Below are 18,946 nucleotides of genomic sequence, written 5' to 3'. Positions count from 1 at the left end.
CCCGACGCAGCACTTTCCCCAAAGTCGCGCCGATCCTGGAGGGGTGCACCCCCACCAGGCCGACGGCCACGACCAGGACGACCAGGTCAGGGGTTCCGGGGCAGCCCGACCCACGCAGGGATCAAGCCTGACCGCCCGGAGTGGGTCGGGCTGCCCCGGAACCCCCCACACCCCAACCACCGCGGGCCGCCCCGGAACCCCACACCGCAACCGAGAAATCAGTGGTCAGCAGAATTCCAGTCCCGACCCAGACCGACCGACACCTCCAGCGGCACGGACAGCGGGTGCGCCCCGCCCATCTCGCGCCGCACCAACGCCTCCAACGCCTCCCGCTCACCCGGGGCGACCTCGAAGACCAGCTCGTCATGCACCTGCAACAGCATGCGGGAACGCAGGCCGGCGTCGACGAGGGCGGTGTCGACATGCAGCATCGCCACCTTGATGATGTCGGCGGCCGACCCCTGGATGGGGGCGTTGAGAGCCATCCGCTCGGCGATGTCGCGGCGCTGCCGGTTGTCGCTCACCAGGTCGGGCAGGTAGCGGCGGCGACCCAGGATTGTCGAGGTGTAGCCGTCCTGACGGGCCTTGGCGACGACCTGGTGCAGGTAGTCGCGTACTCCGCCGAAGCCGGCGAAGTAGTTCTCCATCAGGCCGCGCGCCTCTTCGGTGCCGATGCTGAGCTGCTGGGACAGGCCGAACGCGCTGAGCCCGTACGCCAGGCCGTAGTTCATCGCCTTGATCTTGCGCCGCTGGTCCGGGGTGACCTCGTCGACCGGCACACCGAAGACCGACGAGGCGGTGGCGGCGTGGAAGTCGGCTCCGGAGTTGAACGCCTCGATCAGCGCGTCGTCCGACGACAGGTGCGCCATGATCCGCATTTCGATCTGGCTGTAGTCGGCGGTGAGCAGGCACTCGTACCCGTCGCCCACCACGAAGGCCCGCCGGATGCGCCGGCCCTCCTCGGTGCGGATCGGGATGTTCTGCAGGTTGGGCTCGGTCGAGGAGAGCCGCCCGGTGGCCGCCACCGTCTGGTTGAAGGTGGTGTGGATCCGGCCGTCGTCGGAGACGGACTTGAGCAGGCCGTCCACCGTGGACTTGAGCTTGGCGACGTCGCGGTGGCGCAGCAGGTGGGCCAGCACCGGGTGCGGATTTTGCGCGTAGAGCCACTGCAGGGCGTCGGCGTCGGTGGTGTAGCCGGTCTTGATCTTTTTGGTCTTCGGCAGACCCAGCTCGGTGAAGAGGATCTCCTGGAGCTGCTTGGGCGACCCGAGGTTGAACTCCCGACCCACCGCCTCGTACGCGCCCTGCGCGGCGGTCTTGACCTCGCCGGCGAAGTGCGCCTCCAACTCCTGGAGGTAGTCGTTGTCGGCGGCGATGCCGGTGCTCTCCATGCCGGCGAGCACCCGCATCAGCGGCAGCTCCACCCCGGCCATCAGCCGAGCGGACTGCTCACCGTCGCGGGACAGCTCGGCGTCGATCGCGTCGGCGAGGTCGAGGGTGGCGCGGGCCTGGAGCATGAGGTTCTGCTCGGCCACGCCCTCGTCGCCCAGCCCGTCGAGGGTGAGCTGGCCGGTCTCGGGCGCGTCCACCCGCAGCTCGCGGTGCAGGTAGCGCAGAGCCAGGTCGGTCAGGTCGTAGGACCGCTGGTCGGGGCGGGCCAGGTACGCGGCGATCTGCGTGTCGCGGACGATGCCGGCCAGCTCCCAGCCGTGTGCGGCGCAGGCCAGCACCGCCGGCTTGCTGTCGTGCAGCACCTTTGGCCGCTGCGCGTCGGCCAGCCAGCCGGCGAGGGCACCCTCGTCGGTGGCGTCGAGCCCGGTCGGGTCGACCCAGGCGGCCGCGCCACCGGCGCTGGCCAGCGCCAGCCCGGTGATCGAAGCGGTGTGCCGGCGGTTGGGGCCGGTGTCGAGCTTGACGGCGAGCCCGACCGAGGTGCCGGTCGGGGCGTGGGTGCCCAGCCAGGTGGCGAGCCCTCCCGGCTCGGTGAGCACCTCGCCGGTGAGGTCGAAGCCCGACTCGGCCTCCGGCTCGACGGCCTCCAGGTACTGGTAGAGGCGGTCGCGCAGGATGCGGAACTCCAGGGTGTCGAAGACCTGGTGCACCGCCTCCCGGTCCCAGCCGCCCCAGCGGGTGTCCTCGGGGCGCAGCGGGAGCTCCAGGTCGGAGACGAGGCGGTTGATCTCGTAGTTGCGGATCACGTCGGCGAGCCGCTCCCGCAGGCTGTCACCGGCCTTGCCCTTGATCTCGTCGGCGCGGGCGATCACGCCCTCCACCCCGCCGTACGTGGTGATCCACTTGGCGGCGGTCTTCGGGCCGACGCCCGGAATGCCGGGCAGGTTGTCACTTGTCTCGCCGACAAGCGCGGCGAGGTCCCGGTACTGCTGTGGGCCGACGCCGTACTTCGCCTCGATCGCCGCCGGGTCCATCCGGGCCAGGTCGGAGACGCCCTTACGCGGGTAGAGGACGGTGATCTGGTCGTCGACCAGCTGGAACGCGTCGCGGTCGCCGCTGCTGATCAGCACTGACATGCCCTGGTCGCGGGCCTGGCAGGCGAGCGTGGCGATGACGTCGTCGGCCTCGAAGCCCTCCTTCTCGACCACCGGGATCTGCAGCGCCGCCAGGACCTCCTTGACGAGGCTGACCTGGCCCTTGAAGTCGGTAGGGGTCTCGCTGCGGCCGGCCTTGTACTCCGCGTACTTCTCCGTGCGGAAGGACCGACGGGAGACGTCGAAGGCGACGACGATGTGCGTGGGCTGCTCGTCGCGCAGGACGTTGATCAGCATCGAGGTGAAGCCGTACACCGCGTTGGTCGGCTGACCCGTCGTGGTGGAGAAGTTTTCCACCGGCAGGGCGAAGAACGCCCTGTATGCCAGGGAATGTCCGTCGACGAGGAGCAGGCGCGGCGTCGTAGCTGTCACGGCAGCGACTCTAGTCCGTACCCCTGACAGGTCCGCCAACGCCACGTCCGCGAGACCACCAGGGCCAGGGTGGTGCGCCAGCACCGACGGCCGTGGCGCACCACCCTGGCCTGCCCGCGCTCGCGATCGAGCAGGCGAGCGACCAGAGCGCCGGCCGGCGCGACCGTCCGAGGACAGCGCCGGCTCGCCGGTTCAGAGCACCTTGGCCAGGAACTCCTTCGTCCGGTCGTGTCGGGGGTTCGCGATCACCTCACGCGGGACGCCGGACTCGACCACCACCCCGCCGTCCATGAACACCAGCGAATCGCCGACCTCCCGGGCGAAGCCGATCTCGTGGGTCACCACGATCATGGTCATGCCGTCCCGGGCCAGGCCCTTCATCACGTCCAGCACCTCGCCGACCAGCTCGGGGTCGAGCGCGCTTGTCGGCTCGTCGAAGAGCATCAACTTCGGCTGCATCGCGAGGGCGCGGGCGATCGCCACTCGCTGCTGCTGCCCACCGGAGAGCTGCCCGGGGTACGCCCCGAGCTTGTCGCCCAGTCCCACCCGTTCCAGCAACTGCGCGCCCCGGTCGCGGGCTTGCGCCTTCTTCTCCCGACCCAGCAGCACCGGCGCCTCGATGGCGTTCTGCAGCGCGGTCATGTGCGGGAACAGGTTGAACCGCTGGAACACCATGCCGATCGAGCGGCGCTGCGCGGCGATGTCCTTCTCGCGCATCTCGTGCAGCTTCCCGCCGCGCTCGGTGTAACCGATCAGGTCACCGTCCACCCGGATGCGACCAGCGTTGATCTTTTCCAGGTGGTTGATGCAGCGTAGGAAGGTCGACTTTCCCGACCCGGACGGGCCGAGCAGGCAGCAGACCTCGCCGGCGCGCACCTCCAGATCGATGCCCTTGAGCACCTCCAGCGGCCCGAAGGCCTTGTGCACCTGCTCGGCCTGGACCATCACGCCCGACTCCGCCGCCGGGGTGCCCCCCTGTGCGGGGACGATCAGCTCGGTCATGACGGTTCCACCATTCCCGCGTTACCTCCGCCGCCGGTCTCGGCGGTCATGCCGCGCAGCCGCAGCCTGGCCCGTCCGGACGGGCTGTCGCCCTTGCCGAAGTGGCGCTCCAGGAAATACTGCCCGACGAGCAGGATGCTGGTCAGGAACAGGTACCACAGGCAGGCCGCGACGTACATCGGGAAGATCTGGAACGTCCGCTTACCGACCGCGTCCAGTTGGAAGAAGAGTTCCATGCTCACCGGAACGTAGAGCAGCAGCGACGTGTCCTTCAGCATCGCGATGGTCTCGTTGCCGGTCGGCGGGATGATGACCCGCATCGCCTGCGGCAGCACCACCCGCCGCAACGTCTGGCCCCGACTCAGGCCGAGAGCCTGGGCCGCCTCGGTCTGGCCGCCGTCGACCGACTGGATGCCGGCCCGGACGATCTCCGCCATGTACGCCGCCTCGGAGAGCGCCAGACCGAGCAGGCCGGCCAGGAAGCCGGTCAGGATGTCCCGCGAGGAGAACCCGAACAGCCGCAGGTGCAGGTTGTCGATGCCGAACAGCTGGCCGAGCTGGGTGTCGAACGGCACGCCGAACTCCACCCGACTCCACAGGATGCCGATGTTGCCGAACACCGCCAGCAGCACCAGCCGTGGTACCGCCCGGAAGAACCAGGTGTACAGCCACGCCACGCCCCGCAGGATCGGATTGTCCGACAGGCGCATCACGGCGATCGCCACGCCGAGCGTGACGCCGATCAGCATCGCACTCACCGTCATCAGCACGGTGCCGCGCAGCAGCCCCTCGATGATCGGGGGTCGGAACATCTTGTCGACCATGAACGCCCACCCGAAGGCGTCGTTCGTGACCAGCAGGTGGACGAACATCGCGGCGAGCACGGCGAGCACGGCCACGGCGAGCCAGCGGCCCGGGTGCCGTACGGGCACGGCCTGGATCGGTTCCGGCCGTGCCCGTACGGGTGTTGCTTCCTCGGTTGTCATGTCTCGTTACGGGTTGATCGCGGGATCCGTGATCGCGCCGTCCCCAACCTTCCACTTGTCGAGCACCGTCTTGTACGACCCGTCGGCGATGAGCGCCTTGGTGGCGTCCCGGATCGCCTCGGCGAACTGCGCCTGGTCCTTGGCCACCACGTAGCCGTACGGCGCCGCCTCGTACTGCTTGTCGAGCAGTTCCAGGGCGCCGTTGGACCGGGTCACCGCGTACACGCCGACGGGGTAGTCGGCGAGCATGGCATCGTCCTTGCCGGACACCACCGCGGCGGTCGCCGCGTCCTGGCCGGGGAACTGCTCGAGGGTGATCGCCGGCTTGCCGGCGGCGGTGCACGCCTTCGAACGCTTGGTCACGTCCTCGACCTGGATGGTGTCCTTCTGCACGGCGATCTTCTTGCCGCAGGCGTTGTCCAGTGCCACTCCGCCCGGGTTGCCCTTCTTGGTCACCCACTGCGTGCCGACCTGGAAGTAGCTGACCATGTTGGCCTGGTCCTTGCGCTGGTCGTTGACCGTGAACGACGAGACGCCGATCTCGTACTTGGCGGAGTTGACACCGGAGATGATGTCGCCGAACGGCGCGGAGACGAACTCGGCCTTCAGACCGAGCTTGGCCGCGACCGCGGTGAACAGCTCCACATCGAAGCCGACGACCGTCTCGCCGTCGATGTCGAGGTACTCCGCCGGCGCGTACGTCGAGTCGGTACCGACGAGGATCTTGCCGTCGGACTTGATCGAGTCCGGCACCTTGGACGTCAGGCTGGCGTCCGCCGACGCCGTCACCGCCGGGCCGGTGCCGGGCTCTTCGTTCTCCTGGTCGCCGCACGCGGTCATCGAGAGAGCCAGCAGCGCCACGCCGGCGGTGCCGATCGCCGCCCGCCGGCCAGCGTTCGTGATGAACATGTCTTTACTCCTTGAGGGGGTGGAGGGTGACGGTCGATCAGGCCACGCCGAGGTACGCCTCTTTGACCGACGAGTCGTGCAGCAGTTCGGTCCCCGTGCCGCTCTTGACGATCCGGCCGGTCTCCAACACGTACGCCCGGTGGGCCCGGGACAGCGCCTGCTGAGCGTTCTGCTCCACCAGCAGGATCGTCGTACCCTGCTCATTGATCGACGTGATAATCGAGAAGATCTGCTGGATGAGCATCGGCGCCAGCCCCATCGACGGCTCGTCGAGCAGCATCAGCTTCGGGCGGCTCATCATCGCGCGACCCACGGCGAGCATCTGCTGCTCACCGCCCGACAGGGTCCCACCCGGCTGCTTGCGCCGTTCCAGAAGGCGGGGGAACAGGCCGAACACCCGCTCCAGGTCGGCCGCGATACCCGGCTTGTCCCGACGGGTGTAGGCACCCATCTCCAGGTTCTCCAGCACGGTCATTCCGGGGAACACACCGCGGCCCTCGGGCGACTGGCTGATCCCGCGGACCACCCGCAGGTCCGCGCGCAGCTTGGTGATGTCCTGCCCGTCGAACCGGATCCGGCCGGCCGACACCGGACGGATACCGGAGATGGCTCGCATGGTGGTGGTCTTGCCGGCGCCGTTGGCCCCGATCAACGCGACGATCTCACCCTCGCCGACGGTCAGCGAGACCTCGTGTAGAGCCTCGATCCGCCCGTACAACAGGCTGACGTTGTCGATCTCAAGCAGCATCGTCCGGTACCCCCAGGTACGCCGCGATCACCTTCGGGTCGTCCCGCACCTCGGCGGGCAGCCCATCCGCGATCTTCTTGCCGAACTCCAGCACCACGATCCGGTCGGTGACACCCATGACGAGCCGCATGTCGTGCTCGATCAGCAGTACTGTCACTCCGCTGTCGCGGATCTTGCGGATCAGCTGGAGCAGTTCTTCCTTCTCCGCCGGGTTGAAGCCGGCGGCCGGCTCGTCCAGGCAGATCAGAGCCGGTCGGGTGGCCAACGCCCGGGCGATCTCCAGCCGGCGCTGCTCGCCGTACGAGAGGTTCCGTGCCAGCTCGCCCGCGCGCCTGCGGATACCGACGAACTCCAGCAGCTCGTACCCCCGATCCCGCCCGTCGCGCTCCTCCCGACGGTGCCGGGGCAACCGCAGGAGTGCGGACACCACGCTGGTGCGGTGGTGGGCGTCCGCGCCGACCTGGACGTTCTCCATCGCCGTCATCTCGGGAAAGAGCCGCACGTTCTGGAACGTGCGGGCGATGCCCGCCTTGGTGATGGCGTGCTTCTTCTTGCCCGGCAACGACTCGCCACGGAAGCGGATGTCGCCCGACGTCGGGCGGAACACCCCGGTGATGGCGTTGAAGCAGGTGGTCTTGCCCGCACCGTTCGGGCCGATCAGCCCGAGGATCTCACCCTCGCGGATCTGGAACGAGACACCGTCGAGGGCAACCACGCCTCCGAACCGCAGACCCAGGTCGTCGACCTCGAGCAGCGGTGGCCGGTCCGCGGCGGCAACCGGGACGGACTCCGCTCCGCTCCGTTGCGCCGGAGTGACCGCCCCGGTGGTCTCCGGGTTGGTGGCCGGCGTACCGACGTCACTCACCGACGGTCACCTCCTTCTCGCGATCCTTGAGTTCCTGCACCCGTCGTCGATTCGGGATCAGACCCTGCGGACGGAAGATCATGACCAGGATCAGGATCAGCCCGAAGAACAGGAACCGGTACTCGAATGCGTCCTTGCCGGCGATCGAGATGCCGCGCAGCCGCTCCGGCAGATAGGCGATCAGCGCACCACCGACGATCACCCCGACGATGTTGCCGGAGCCGCCCAGCACCACTCCGGCCAGCACCAGGATCGAGAAGAACAGGTCGAAGTTGCGCGAGTTGATGAAGCCCTGCTGCCCAGCGAACATGACGCCGGAGAGCGATCCGATGGCCGCGCCGATCGCGAACGCCCAGAGCTTGAAGCGGAACGTCGGCACGCCCATCGCCTCGGCCGCTTCCTCGTCCTCGCGGACGGCGACCCAGGCCCGGCCGACCCGGCTGCGGTCCAGGTTCCGCACCGCCACGATCACCAGGATGATCAGGCTGAGCCCGAGCCAGTAGTACGGCCGGGCGTCGATCACGCCGAACAGTGGGCTGCCGTCGGCCTTCTCACCGGGCGGGTGCGGAATCTCGCCGAACCCGCGCTGCCCGCGCAGTTCCGGCTTGGCGGTCGCGAACACGCGGATGATCTCCGCGAAGCCGAGGGTGACGATCGCCAGGTAGTCACCGCGCAACCGCAGGGTCGGCCACCCGAGCAGCACCCCGGAGACCATCACGACGGCGACCGCCACCGGCACGGTGGCCAGCCAACTCCACTTCGTACCGAGGCTGCTGTCCGGGGAGGAGAGCAGGGCGGTGGTGTACGCGCCGAGCGCGAAGAAGCCGACGTAGCCCAGATCAAGCATGCCGGCCTTGCCGACCACGACGTTCAGGCCCAGGGCCAGGAGCACGTAGTACGAGACCGTGAACAGGGTGGTGGCCCAGTCGGTCTCGGTGGTGACCAGGCCCGGGATGGCGAGGTTCGGCAACGCGTAGAAGAAGACCGCCACGACGATCAGGCTCACCCAGCGCGCCGGCGCGGGCAGCGAACGCCACCTGTCGCCCACGACGTCCGTTCCGGAACGGAGACGCTCGAAGATCGTCGTCATGCGCGGGACCTCCCCAGCGACTCGCCGAGCAGGCCGGTCGGCCGGAACAGCAGGATCAGGATGAGGACGACGAACGCCACCACGCCGGTCCACTGGGTACCGAGCAGGCCGGAGCCCCAGCCCTCCAGCATCCCCAGCAGCAGACCGCCGATCAGCGCGCCACGCAGGTTGCCGATACCGCCGAGCACGGCGGCCGCGAAGGCCTTGATGCCGAGGTCGAAGCCGGCGAAGAAGTGTGTACCGGTGATCTTGATGTTGTACATCAGCGCCGCGGCGCCGGCCATGATCCCACCGAGCAGGAAGACCAATGCGATGACCCGGTCCTTGTTGACGCCCATGAGGGCGGCCGTGTTCGGGTCCTGGGCGATGGCCCGGACGCCGCGGCCGAGGCGGGTGCGGTTGATGAACAGGTCCAGGGCGATCATCAGCACCACCGCCAGCAGGACGAGGAACACCTGGAGGTTGGTGATCGTCGTGCCGGCGACGGTGAACAACTCGTGCTGGGTGAACAGCCGAGGCGCTGCCTTCGGCTTGCGGTTGCTCCAGATGCCCACTGCCTCGGAGATCACCACCGAGGCCCCGATCGCGGTGATCAGGAAGGTCAGCACCGGCGCGTTCCGCTTGCGCAGCGGGCGGTAGGCCACCCGTTCCAGCACGACGGCGGTGACGCCGGAGGTCAGACAGGCCGCCAGCAGACCGACGAGCAGGTAGAGCAGCGCCGGCCCGAGCGCCGGAACGGGTGAGTTCTGGTCCAGGCCCAGCCAGTTCCAGACGACGATCGCCCCGAACGTGCCGACCATGAAGACCTCGGAGTGGGCAAAGTTGATCAGGCGGAGCACGCCGTACACCATGGTGTAGCCGAGGGCGAACAGCGCGTAGATCGCGCCCTGGGCCAATCCCTGGATGCTCAGGTCTCCAAAATTGGAGAATAGTTGGTCGAAATTCACATCGGTCTCCGAACGGGATCGGACAGAGTGCGCGGCCGGGAGGATCCTCCCGGCCGCGCCATCAGTCGGTGGCGGATCGTTACCGCCCTAGAGGGTGACGATCCGACCCCAGGTCACGGCGTCTTGATCGGCTGGTCGGCCTTGATCTCGCCGCCGGCCACCGTGTAGGCCCAGATCTTGAGGTACTGCGGGTCCAGCTCACCCTTGTCGGTGAACTTGTAGGTGTTGGCCACGCCCTCGAAGGTCACGCCCGTGATGAAGCTCTGCATCTTGTCCTTCGTGGTGTTGCCTTCCTCGATGCCCTTGAGGAAGATGCCCGCCACGTCGTAGGCGATGTCGCTGTAGGTGCCGGCTTCCTGGCCCCACTTCGTCTTGTAGTTCGCGGCGAAGTTGCCCTTGGCCTCGGAGGCCGGGGCGCAGGGGCAGGTCAGGACGCTACCCTCGGCGGCCGCGGTGCCAGCACCCTCGACGTAGCCCGGGTCCTTGACACCATCGGCGGCGACCAGCTTCGCGGTGACGCCAGCGGCCCGCATCTGCTTCACCAGCAGACCGGCCTCCTGGTAGTAGCCACCGTAGAAGACCGCGTCGGCACCGGTGGACTTGATCTTGGTGATGACCGGGTTGAAGTCCTTGGTGACGTTGCGCTCGACCTTGTCCTCGCCGACCTTCGTCGCGCCCAGGGCGGTCTTCACGTTGTCGGCCAGCCCGGCGCCGTACGCGGTCTGGTCGTCGATGACGTAGACCTTCTGCGCCTTCATCACGTCCTTGATGTAGGCCGCCGCGGCCGGGCCCTGCGAGTCGTCGTTGCCGAGACCCCGGTGGAAGGTCTTCCAGCCCTTGGTGTTGAGGCTGGTCCGCGTGGCCGACGGGGAGATGATGGGAAGCTTGGCTTCCTCCCAGATCGGACCAGATGCCTCGGTCTCGCCGGAGAAGGCCGGACCGACCACGCCGATCGTCTTCTTGTCCTTGACGATCTCACGGGCCAGACCCGCGGCCTGCTTCTCGTCGCCCTGCGAGTCCTTCTCCAACAGCTCGACCTTGCAGTCGGCGTGCTTGGCGTTGTACTCCTCGATCGCCAGCTTCGCGCCGTTCTTGATGTTGATGCCCAGGTTGGCGGCGTCACCGGTCAGCGCACCGAAGAAGGCGATCTTCAGGCCACACTTGTCGCCGGATGCCGAACCTCCGCCGTCCCCGCTGCTGCTGCAGCCGGCAGCACCTGCCACCAACGCACTAGCGAGGGCGACCCCGCCGATAACCCGCACGAGCTTCTGCCTCAAGGCACGAACCCCTTCTCCCTAACCGCGGTCGAGTCGCGCCATCCCCTGGACGAACCGATGGGGTGGGCGTGATGAAACTAACCACGTACCCAGTCTGGGGCGGGACGTTATCCCACCGGACGATCGGCGGGGTAGACCTGCGCGGCGGGGTTGACCTAACCGTTACACGGAAGGGCCGATCGATTGGAGTAGCTGTAAGAACCGGAGGTCATCTCCGCCCTTGACAGCACCCTCGACGAGCGACGATGCGAGCCATCGTCAGATGGTGATCGTCGTCGCTCGTTCGGCAGCGGCAGGCCTGTCGATCAGGACTCTGCCGGCAGGGTGACCTCGCCGCCGGCGGTCTCGGCGAGGATCCGCTCGGCGACCTCCTTCATGGTCATCCGGTGGTCCATCGCCGTGCGCTGGATCCACTTGAACGCCTGCGGTTCGGTCATTCCGTACGTCGTCATCAGCGCGCCCTTGGCGCGCTCCACCGTCTTACGGATCTCCAGACGGTCGGTCAGGCTCGCGACCTCGGCCTCCAGGGCCGCGACCTCCGAGTAGCGCGACAGCGCGATCTCCACCGCCGGGACCAGGTCACTCTTCTGGAAGGGCTTCACCAGGTACGCCATCGCGCCCGCCGCCCGCGCCCGCTCCACCAGGTCCCGCTGGCTGAACGCGGTCAGGATGATCACGGGGGCGATCCGGGCGCCGGCGATCCGCTCGGCGGCGGCCAGCCCATCCATGATCGGCATCTTGATGTCGAGGATGACGAGGTCGGGCTTCAACTCCTCGGCGAGGCGCACGGCGGTCTCGCCGTCGCCGGCCTCCCCCACCACCTCGTAGCCCTCTTCGACAAGCATCTCGGCGAGGTCCAGCCGGATCAGCGCCTCGTCCTCGGCGATCAGTACGCGCCTACGCTCGGCATCCGTCGGCATCTCGGCCACCAGCCCTACCCCCACCAGTTAGAACCTGACACCCGCCCAGCCGGGTGTCACCGCCCTCAGCGTAGTGGGTAATCTATCCAGGCCGGGAAACCGACGGCCCCTGTAGTCCAATGGCAGAGACGATGCACTCAAACTGCATATAGTGTGGGTTCGAATCCCACCGGGGGCACCAAATTTGTCGTACGGCTGTTCCAAAATCTAGCTGTGCACCCACCTGAACTGCGCTTACAGGCCCACGCTCTCCGCGCTCGCGGACACAACATCCACTCCGTAGCGCGGACACTCTCCCTGCCGTACGCCACGGTCTGGCACTGGTGTGTGGACCGACCAGAACGCGTCCGGCTCGGCACCGAACTCCGGTGCTTCCGCTGCCTCCCGGATGTCGAGAATCCGACCGACCCCGCCGCCTACGCCTACCTGCTCGGTCTCTACCTGGGCGACGGTCACCTGGCCGTCTCACCGACGGTGCCCGTGCTTCGGATCGCCTGCGCGGCGATCTACCCACATCTCGTCGACGCGTGCGAGGCGGCAATGCTCGCGGTGCTCGCCGCTCGTGTGCGGAGGATCCCCAAGCATGGCTGCATCTCGGTCGAGAGCAGCGGCAAGCACTGGCCGTGCCTGGTCCCCCAGCACGGGCCCGGCAAGAAGCACGAGCGGCCGATCGTCCTCACCGACTGGCAACGACCGATCGTCGAGGGCCACACGGAGGCCTTCCTGCGCGGGCTGTTCCACTCCGACGGCTGCCGGTCCGCCAACCGGGTCACCGTGCGTGGCAGGCACTACGTCTACCCGCGCTACATGTTCGTCAACGAGTCGAGCGACATCATGGGGCTCTGCCAGTGGAGTCTCGACAGGCTCGGCATCGCCTGGCGGATGAACCGCCGCAACTCCCTGTCGGTGGCGCGACGCGACGCCGTCGCCGCGCTGGACCGGCACGTCGGCCCGAAGTCCTGACCGCTGCGCACGCCGACGACAGCCGCCATGTCGGCGAGCGCGGCACCGCCCGGACAGCGGCGGCCATGCGATGCGTGCGAGCCTGACCCAGAGGCGGGGCGGCGTCGACGACAGGAGCGGGACCTGATGCGGGTGGTCATTTTCGGTGCGACCGGGATGGTCGGGCAGGGCGTACTGCGGGAGTGCCTGCTCGCCGAGGACGTGCGGGAGGTGCTCACCGTCGGTCGGCGGCCGACCGGTCGGCAGGACCCGAAGCTGCGGGAGCTGACGGTTCCCGACGTGGGTGACCTGGAGGCGGTCCGCGCGGAGTTGACAGGCGTCGACGCGTGCTTCTACTGCCTGGGGGTCTCGTCGCTGGGCCTGGACGAGGCGGCGTACACCCGGATCAGCTACGACTATCCGGTGGCGGCCGCGCGGCTGTTGGCCGAGGTGAGCCCTCCTGTCACATTCATCTACGTCTCGGGTGTGGGCACCGACTCGTCGGAGCGGGGTCGGGTGATGTGGGCGCGGGTCAAGGGGCGTGCCGAAAACGCGATCATCGACCTGCTGCCCAACGGGTACGCGGCGCGACCAGGTTTCATCCAGCCGACGTACGGGGTGGTGTCGAAGACACGGTGGTACCGGTTGGGATACGCGGTCACCCGTCCACTGTTCCCGGTGTTGCGGCGCGCCTTCCCCAACCAGGTCACCACGACGGACGGGATCGGTCGGGCGATGCTGCGGGTGGCCCGGGAGGGCGCGCCGACCCGGGTGCTGGGCAACCGCGAGCTGCGCTGATCAGGCGATCGCGTCGAGCGCCTGGGCGAGATCGGCGCGCAGGTCGTCGGGGTCTTCCAGGCCGACGGAGAGGCGCAGCAGCGCGCCGTCGGGCTTCGCGTCACCCTCGACCGGCCGGTGGGTGAGCGAGGCGGGGTGCTGGATGAGGGTGTCCACGCCGCCGAGGGACACGGCGTGGGTGATCAGCCGGCAGGCGGCGGCGACGGTGGCGGCGGCGGGCGCGCCGCCGCGTACCTCGAAGGCGAGCAGGCTGCCGGGGCCGGCCATCTGCCGGCCGACAAGCGCCGCCGGGTCGTACACCGAGGGGTGGTGCACCCGGTGTACGGCCTGGTGGCCGGCGAGCCAGCCGGCGAGTTTCTCGGCGGTGGCCTGTTGGGCGCGGACCCGCAGCGGCAGGGTCTGCAGGCCGCGGTGCAGGAGGTAGCCGCCGAGCGGGTGCAGGATCGCGCCGGTGACGGCGCGGACCTGCCGTAGTCGGACGGCCCAGTCGGCGTCGCAGGCGACGACCCCGGCGAGGACGTCGCCGTGCCCGCCGATGCTCTTGGTGGCGCTGTGCAGGACGAGGGTGGCGCCGTGCCGGGCGGGTTGCTGGAGCACGGGGGTGGCGACTGTGTTGTCGACGAGCAGAGGCACGTCGCCGGCGGCGGTCGCGAGGGCGGCGATGTCGACGAGGTCGAGGGTGGGGTTGGCGGGCGTCTCGATGACGACAAGCGCGGTGTCGGGGCGGATGGCTGCGGCGACCTGGTCGGGGTGGGTCCAGGTGACGGTGGTGCCGAGCAGGCCAGTGGCGAGGACGTGGTCGGTGCCGCCGTAGAGGGGCCGGACGGCGACGATGTGGCGCTGGCCGTCGCGGGTCGCGGCGAGCAGGGTGGCGGTGAGGGCGGCCATGCCGCTGGCGAAGGCGACGGCCTGGGCGGTGCCCTCCAACTCGGCGAGGGCGGTTTCGAAGCGGGCGACTGTGGGGTTCCAGAGCCGCTGGTAGACGGCACTGCCGTCGGCGGGGAGCGTGCCGCCGGTGGCGAGTTGTTCGTAGGCGTCGCCGCCGTCGTCGACCGAGGGCAGCGGGTTGGTGGTGGAGAGGTCGATAGGTGGCACGTGCACGCCGAGCGTGCGCAGGTCGTCGCGGCCGGCGTGCACGGCCCGGGTGTCCACCGTCGTCATGGCGGTAGCGTCGAACATCCGGTGCCGGTGAGGCAATGACTTGGTGGATAATTCTGGGCCGGGCGCTGGCTTCGTCGAGACATTCGGTGAAGGATGGTCGGATGCCCCCCGAGCCGAACGAAGTGCGGCCGTATCCGGCCCTGGACGAGGTGGACCGCGCGATCCTCGCCGAGTTGGCGGCGGACGGCCGGTTGCCGAACAACGCGCTCGCCGAGCGGGTGGGGGTGGCGCCGTCGACGTGTCTGACGCGGACGCGGGCGTTGCGCGAGCGAGGGGCGATCCGGGGTTTCCACGCGGAGGTGGATCCGGCCGCGCTGGGCCTGCCGCTACAGGCGTTGGTGTCGGTGCGGTTGACCGCGCACGAGCGGGCGGCGGTGGACGCGTTCCGGGCCCGGTCCGTGCGGCTGCCCGGGGTGGTCTCGGTGTTCCACGTGGCGGGCGCGGAGGATTATGTGCTGCACGTGCGGGCGGCGTCGGGGGACGCGCTGCGGGACTTCGTGCTGGACCATCTCGCGGTCGACCCGGTGGTGCAGCACACACAGACCAGCCTGATCTTCGAACAGGCCCGCGGGATGGGCTGAGCGGCGGCCCACAGCGTGGGCTGAGCGCCGGTTCGCGGGATGGGCCGAGCGGCGGCCGGAATGAACGGGCAGGTCGGGGAGTTGGCATTGCGTGTGATCACCGTACCGTTGTCTGTTCTTGATCTTGCCCCGGTCGCCAAGGGGACCACCGCCGGCGCCGCGCTGGAGGCCACCACCGAGCTGGCCCGGCGCACCGAGGAGCTGGGCTACCACCGGTTCTGGGTGGCCGAGCACCACAACATGCCGGCGATCGCCAGCTCCGCGCCGGCGGTGCTGCTGGCGCACCTGGCGGCGAACACCTCGACGATCCGCCTCGGGTCGGGCGGGGTGATGCTGCCCAACCACGCGCCGCTGGTGGTGGCCGAGCAGTTCGGCACCCTGGAGGCGCTGCACCCCGGTCGGATCGACCTGGGCATCGGACGTGCGCCGGGCACCGACCAGGTGACCGCGCTGGCATTGCGGCGCACCATGGAGGGCCTGTCGGCGGAGGGTTTCCCGCGCGAACTGACGGACCTGATGAACTACTTCAGCGGGGAGAAGCCGGGGCAGATCATCGCCACCCCGGGTCGCGGTGAGCAGCCGGCCGTGTGGCTGCTCGGCTCCAGCGGCTTCAGCGCCCAACTGGCCGGCCTGCTGGGCCTGCCGTTCTCCTTCGCGCACCACTTCAGCTCGGCGAACACGCTGCCGGCGCTGGCGCTGTACCGGCAGAACTTCCGGCCGTCGCAGTGGTTGGACAAGCCGTACGCCATGGTGGCCGTCAACGCGGTGTGCGCCGAGACCGACGAGCGGGCGGAGTGGCTGGCCGGGCCGAGCGCGCTGTCGTTCTTGAAGCTGCGCTCCGGTCGACCGGAGCCGCTGTCGACGCCCGACGAGGCGGCGGCGTACCCGTACACGGAGATCGAGCGGGAGTTCGTACTGCAGCGGCGCGACGGTCAGGCGCTGGGCTCGCCGGAGACGGTGCGCCGGCAGCTGACCGAGTTGCAGGAGCGCACCGGTGCGGACGAGCTGATGCTCACCACCCTGGTCTACGACGTGAAGGACCGGGTGCGGTCGTACGAGTTGATCGCCGAGCAGGTGGCGGGGGGTCTGCGCCGGGACGCGTGAAACACGATCTTCACGTCAGCGTCACCCCCGCGACCCCGACGGTGCCTAATGTTGGTGCCGGTGGTGGTACGGCATTCCCGGTCGGGACGGGTCGGGAATGCCGCGGTGTGGAGCACCGGGCCGGAGCTGTGCGGATTCCGCGGCTGCGGCCCGGTGCCTGCCACCTTAGGCGAACCCGATCAGGACCGCCAGAGTTAGATCAGCGTAGGTAGATGTTCGGGGTCGGTGGGCTGGCCATTCCGTCGCCGATGAAGAACCCCGGGTGTGGCGGCTGGTTGTAGGCGGTGTTCTGCCACGCGATCGCCACGCGGTACTGCGGGTCGTGCATCAACGTGTGGATCCGGGTGCTGGTCGGAGTGGGCGTGCTGTAGATGCGCAGGGCCCGACTGTCGGTGGTTCGCCAGATCACCTCCTCCCGCCAGTCGCCGAGGATGTCCCCGGAGAGCGCCGGCGTGGACTTGGTCCCGTTGTTGGACGCCACCTGGTCGCCGGTCAGCAGCCGGGTCTCGCCGCCGGTGCCGTACTTGTCGATCTTCGTGCCGTCCAGCAGCTCGCGGACCGGGTCGCCGTCCCACCAGGCGAGGAAGTTCATCGACGACGGCTTGCGCCCCACGTTCTGCCCGCGGGTGTTGGCCAGGCCGGACACCGACGCCGACCACGACTCCGCGCCGGGGCTGCCCGCCCAGATGTCCGCCGAGACGCCCCGGCCGTTGTCGCCGGAGGCCGGCGTGGACCACAGGATCTGACCGGTACGGGCGTCCGCGAACCAGGAGCTGGGCTTGCTCGCGTCCTCGTCGACCTTGAACACCTCCAGGCCGGCCCGACCCGGGTCGAGGTCCCCCACGTGCATGGCGTCGCCGTGTCCGTTGCCCGTCGAGTAGAGCAACCGACCGTTGTCGTCGATGGTGGCGGCGCCGTAGACGATCTCCTGGCGGCCGTCGGCGTCGACGTCGGCCACGGAGAGCTGGTGGTTGCCCTGGCCGGCGGCGGCGCCGTTGCCGGACGAGTTCGAGTCGAACGTCCAGCGCTTGGTAAGCGCGCCGTTGCGGAAGTCCCAGGCCGCGATCACCGCGCGGGTGTAGTAACCCCGAGCCATGATGAGCGACGGGCGCTGCCCGTCCAGGTACGCGGTGCCGGCGAGGAACCGGTCCACCCGGTTGCCGTACGAGTCGCCCCAGGACGAGACGGTGCCGCGCGGCGGGTCGTAGTTGACTGTGGAGAGGATCGCGCCGGTCTGGCCGTTGAACATGGTCAGGTACTCCGGGCCGGAGAGCACGTAGCCGCCTGAGTTGCGGTAGTCCGCCGACGACGAGCCGATGAGCTGGCCTGTACCGGAGCGGGTGCCGTCGGCGGTCTTCATGGCCACCTCGGCGCGGCCGTCGCCGTCGTAGTCGTACACCTGGAACTGGGTGTAGTGGGCGCCGGCGCGGATGTTGCGGCCCAGGTCGATCCGCCACAACCGGGTGCCGGTCAGGGTGTACGCGTCGACGTAGACGTTGCCGGTGTAGCCGGACTGGGAGTTGTCCTTGGCGTTCGACGGATCCCACTTGAGCACGATCTCGTAGGTGCCGTCGCCGTTGAGGTCACCGACGGAGGCGTCGTTGGCGCTGTACGTGTAGCTCTCCCCGCTGGGGGTCGTCCCGCCGGCCGGCACCTGCAACGGCACGTCCAGGTAGCCGTTGCCGAACTGCAGGGCGGGAGCCGACGCCGCCTGCTCGGCGCCGCCCACGACGGCCCGCACGGTGTACGCCGAACCGGCCGCGGCGCCGCTGTCGAGATAGGAGGTGGCGCCGGTGATCGGGCTGGCGTTGATCCTGGTCGAGCCCCGGTAGAGGTTGAACGAAACGCCTGAGGTCTCGGTGCCGAGCAGCCGCCAGGACACCAGGTTGCCGCTGCCGGCGCGGACGCTGATCAGCCCTCGGTCCAGGTCCTCCATCTGCTTCGCCCCCGCCGGCGGTGTGGTGGGCGGCGGCGTCGTCGGGGGTGGAGTGGTCGGCGGTGGCGTGGTGGGCGGTGCCGTCGCGGGTGGTGGCGTGGTCGGTGGCGGGGTGGTCGGACCGTCGGTGGCCGGCGCCCCGGTGCAGGTGACGCCGTTGAGCGCGAAGCTGGCCGGCGCCGGGTTGCTGCTCGTCCACGAGGCGTTGAACCCGAACGAGGCGGTGCCGAAGGTGTCGAGGACGCCGTTGTAGTCGACGTTGCGGGCGGTCACCTGGGCGCCGGACTGGGTGACTGTGGCGTTCCACGCCTGCGCGACCTGCTGGCCCGCGGCGTACGACCAGGTGAGGGCCCAGCCGTTCACCTGCTCGCCGAGGTTGGTGATGGTGACGTTGGCGCCGAAGCCGCCCTGCCACGAGTTGGTGACCTGGTAGTCGACGCGACAGCCGACGGCGGCGGCCGAGGCGACGACCGCGCCGACGGTGCCGGCCACGACGGCGGCGGCCGTCGACGCGGCCAGCAGGGTCAGCCGTTGTCTGGACGGGTGCATGAACTGCCTCCGGAGGATCCGGTGATGACCGCTGTGGTCCACCTGCCCTGCCCGGGAAGCACGGTGAACGGCCCGTCGCCACGGCGACGAACGGCGATCTGGTCGGGTGAACGCCCTGGAACTCACGGATCCGGCTCAGCCGCATCGTAGGGCAAGCGCTTTCCGCTGCGCAATATCGACGACTGTCACACCGTGTGCTCTTGCCCCGCGGTG

At 69.2% G+C, this 18,946-nt stretch carries 16 protein-coding genes and 1 tRNA gene; 5 read left to right on the top strand and 12 right to left on the bottom strand.

Annotated features, from left to right (window positions below; translation table 11 throughout):
* Positions 1–218 precede the first annotated feature (218 nt).
* The 10 genes from polA to AB0K10_RS29245 all read right to left on the bottom strand — a co-directional run bounded on the left by polA (position 219) and on the right by AB0K10_RS29245 (position 11,671).
* The gene (gene polA, locus AB0K10_RS29290) at positions 219–2,918 is read right to left on the bottom strand and encodes a DNA polymerase I (protein WP_363688797.1); all 2,700 of its coding nucleotides are present in this window, start codon (positions 2,916–2,918) and stop codon (positions 219–221) included.
* Between the two features lie 192 nt (positions 2,919–3,110).
* Positions 3,111–3,920: an amino acid ABC transporter ATP-binding protein gene (locus AB0K10_RS29285; protein ID WP_363688795.1), complete on the bottom strand. Its 810-nt coding sequence runs from the start codon at positions 3,918–3,920 to the stop codon at positions 3,111–3,113.
* A complete protein-coding gene (locus AB0K10_RS29280; protein WP_363688793.1) occupies positions 3,917–4,906 on the bottom strand; it encodes an amino acid ABC transporter permease in 990 nt (329 codons plus the stop codon). The genes AB0K10_RS29285 and AB0K10_RS29280 overlap by 4 nt, the downstream gene beginning before the upstream one ends.
* 6 nt (positions 4,907–4,912) lie before the next feature.
* On the bottom strand, positions 4,913–5,815 hold the full coding sequence (locus tag AB0K10_RS29275; protein WP_363688791.1) for an ABC transporter substrate-binding protein: 903 nt from the start codon (positions 5,813–5,815) through the stop codon (positions 4,913–4,915).
* Positions 5,816–5,852: 37 nt separating this feature from the next.
* Positions 5,853–6,563 (bottom strand): ABC transporter ATP-binding protein, encoded by a 711-nt coding sequence (locus tag AB0K10_RS29270; protein WP_363688789.1) that lies wholly within the window; start codon positions 6,561–6,563, stop codon positions 5,853–5,855.
* Entirely contained in the window at positions 6,553–7,317 is a 765-nt protein-coding gene (locus AB0K10_RS29265; protein ID WP_363688864.1) for an ABC transporter ATP-binding protein, read from the bottom strand. The genes AB0K10_RS29270 and AB0K10_RS29265 overlap by 11 nt, the downstream gene beginning before the upstream one ends.
* A gap of 103 nt (positions 7,318–7,420) precedes the next feature.
* Complete coding sequence (locus tag AB0K10_RS29260; RefSeq protein ID WP_363688862.1) at positions 7,421–8,476, bottom strand: branched-chain amino acid ABC transporter permease; 1,056 nt, start codon at positions 8,474–8,476, stop codon at positions 7,421–7,423.
* A 38-nt stretch (positions 8,477–8,514) separates the two neighbouring features.
* Positions 8,515–9,465: a branched-chain amino acid ABC transporter permease gene (locus AB0K10_RS29255; protein WP_363688787.1), complete on the bottom strand. Its 951-nt coding sequence runs from the start codon at positions 9,463–9,465 to the stop codon at positions 8,515–8,517.
* Positions 9,466–9,578: 113 nt separating this feature from the next.
* A complete protein-coding gene (locus AB0K10_RS29250) occupies positions 9,579–10,742 on the bottom strand; it encodes a branched-chain amino acid ABC transporter substrate-binding protein (protein WP_363688785.1) in 1,164 nt (387 codons plus the stop codon).
* 305 nt (positions 10,743–11,047) lie between these two features.
* Positions 11,048–11,671, bottom strand: coding sequence for a response regulator (locus AB0K10_RS29245; protein ID WP_363688860.1), 624 nt, complete (start codon positions 11,669–11,671; stop codon positions 11,048–11,050).
* Between the two features lie 96 nt (positions 11,672–11,767).
* On the opposite strand from AB0K10_RS29245, the gene AB0K10_RS29240 reads away from it, so the two are divergent.
* From AB0K10_RS29240 to AB0K10_RS29230, 3 genes are all read left to right on the top strand, one after another.
* Positions 11,768–11,843, top strand: a tRNA-Leu gene (locus AB0K10_RS29240).
* Between the two features lie 146 nt (positions 11,844–11,989).
* The gene (locus AB0K10_RS29235) at positions 11,990–12,625 is read left to right on the top strand and encodes a transcriptional regulator (protein WP_363688783.1); all 636 of its coding nucleotides are present in this window, start codon (positions 11,990–11,992) and stop codon (positions 12,623–12,625) included.
* A 126-nt stretch (positions 12,626–12,751) separates the two neighbouring features.
* Positions 12,752–13,402 carry an epimerase gene (locus tag AB0K10_RS29230; protein WP_363688781.1) on the top strand — a complete coding sequence of 217 codons (651 nt, stop codon included), beginning with the start codon at positions 12,752–12,754 and terminating at the stop codon, positions 13,400–13,402.
* Here AB0K10_RS29230 and AB0K10_RS29225 read toward each other — a convergent pair whose 3' ends face one another.
* A complete protein-coding gene (locus tag AB0K10_RS29225; RefSeq protein ID WP_363688779.1) occupies positions 13,403–14,581 on the bottom strand; it encodes an aminotransferase class I/II-fold pyridoxal phosphate-dependent enzyme in 1,179 nt (392 codons plus the stop codon). It lies immediately after the preceding gene.
* Between the two features lie 83 nt (positions 14,582–14,664).
* Between AB0K10_RS29225 and AB0K10_RS29220 the strand changes: the two genes are divergently transcribed.
* Together AB0K10_RS29220 and AB0K10_RS29215 are read left to right on the top strand one after the other, a co-directional pair.
* A complete protein-coding gene (locus tag AB0K10_RS29220; RefSeq protein WP_007462834.1) occupies positions 14,665–15,144 on the top strand; it encodes an Lrp/AsnC family transcriptional regulator in 480 nt (159 codons plus the stop codon).
* 81 nt (positions 15,145–15,225) lie between these two features.
* Positions 15,226–16,248: an LLM class flavin-dependent oxidoreductase gene (locus AB0K10_RS29215; RefSeq protein ID WP_363688777.1), complete on the top strand. Its 1,023-nt coding sequence runs from the start codon at positions 15,226–15,228 to the stop codon at positions 16,246–16,248.
* Between the two features lie 199 nt (positions 16,249–16,447).
* Here the strand turns inward: AB0K10_RS29215 and AB0K10_RS29210 are convergent, their stop codons facing one another.
* Complete coding sequence (locus tag AB0K10_RS29210) at positions 16,448–18,733, bottom strand: cellulose binding domain-containing protein (RefSeq protein WP_363688775.1); 2,286 nt, start codon at positions 18,731–18,733, stop codon at positions 16,448–16,450.
* Positions 18,734–18,946 lie beyond the last annotated feature (213 nt).

Origin of the sequence: Micromonospora sp. NPDC049274 (genome assembly GCF_040678875.1) — a bacterium.
Taxonomy (GTDB): domain Bacteria; phylum Actinomycetota; class Actinomycetes; order Mycobacteriales; family Micromonosporaceae; genus Micromonospora.
This window is presented reverse-complemented; position numbering and strand designations above follow the sequence as displayed.

Excerpts from the sequence above, each read along its gene's own strand:
- AB0K10_RS29230 (WP_363688781.1), top strand. The coding sequence starts at position 12,752 with ATGCGGGTGGTCATTTTCGGTGCGACCGGGATGGTCGGGCAGGGCGTA.
- AB0K10_RS29280 (WP_363688793.1), bottom strand. The coding sequence starts at position 4,906 with ATGACAACCGAGGAAGCAACACCCGTACGGGCACGGCCGGAACCGATC.
- AB0K10_RS29220 (WP_007462834.1), top strand. The coding sequence starts at position 14,665 with ATGCCCCCCGAGCCGAACGAAGTGCGGCCGTATCCGGCCCTGGACGAG.
- AB0K10_RS29270 (WP_363688789.1), bottom strand. The coding sequence starts at position 6,563 with ATGCTGCTTGAGATCGACAACGTCAGCCTGTTGTACGGGCGGATCGAG.
- AB0K10_RS29210 (WP_363688775.1), bottom strand. The coding sequence starts at position 18,733 with ATGCACCCGTCCAGACAACGGCTGACCCTGCTGGCCGCGTCGACGGCC.
- AB0K10_RS29225 (WP_363688779.1), bottom strand. The coding sequence starts at position 14,581 with ATGTTCGACGCTACCGCCATGACGACGGTGGACACCCGGGCCGTGCAC.
- AB0K10_RS29275 (WP_363688791.1), bottom strand. The coding sequence starts at position 5,815 with ATGTTCATCACGAACGCTGGCCGGCGGGCGGCGATCGGCACCGCCGGC.
- AB0K10_RS29285 (WP_363688795.1), bottom strand. The coding sequence starts at position 3,920 with ATGACCGAGCTGATCGTCCCCGCACAGGGGGGCACCCCGGCGGCGGAG.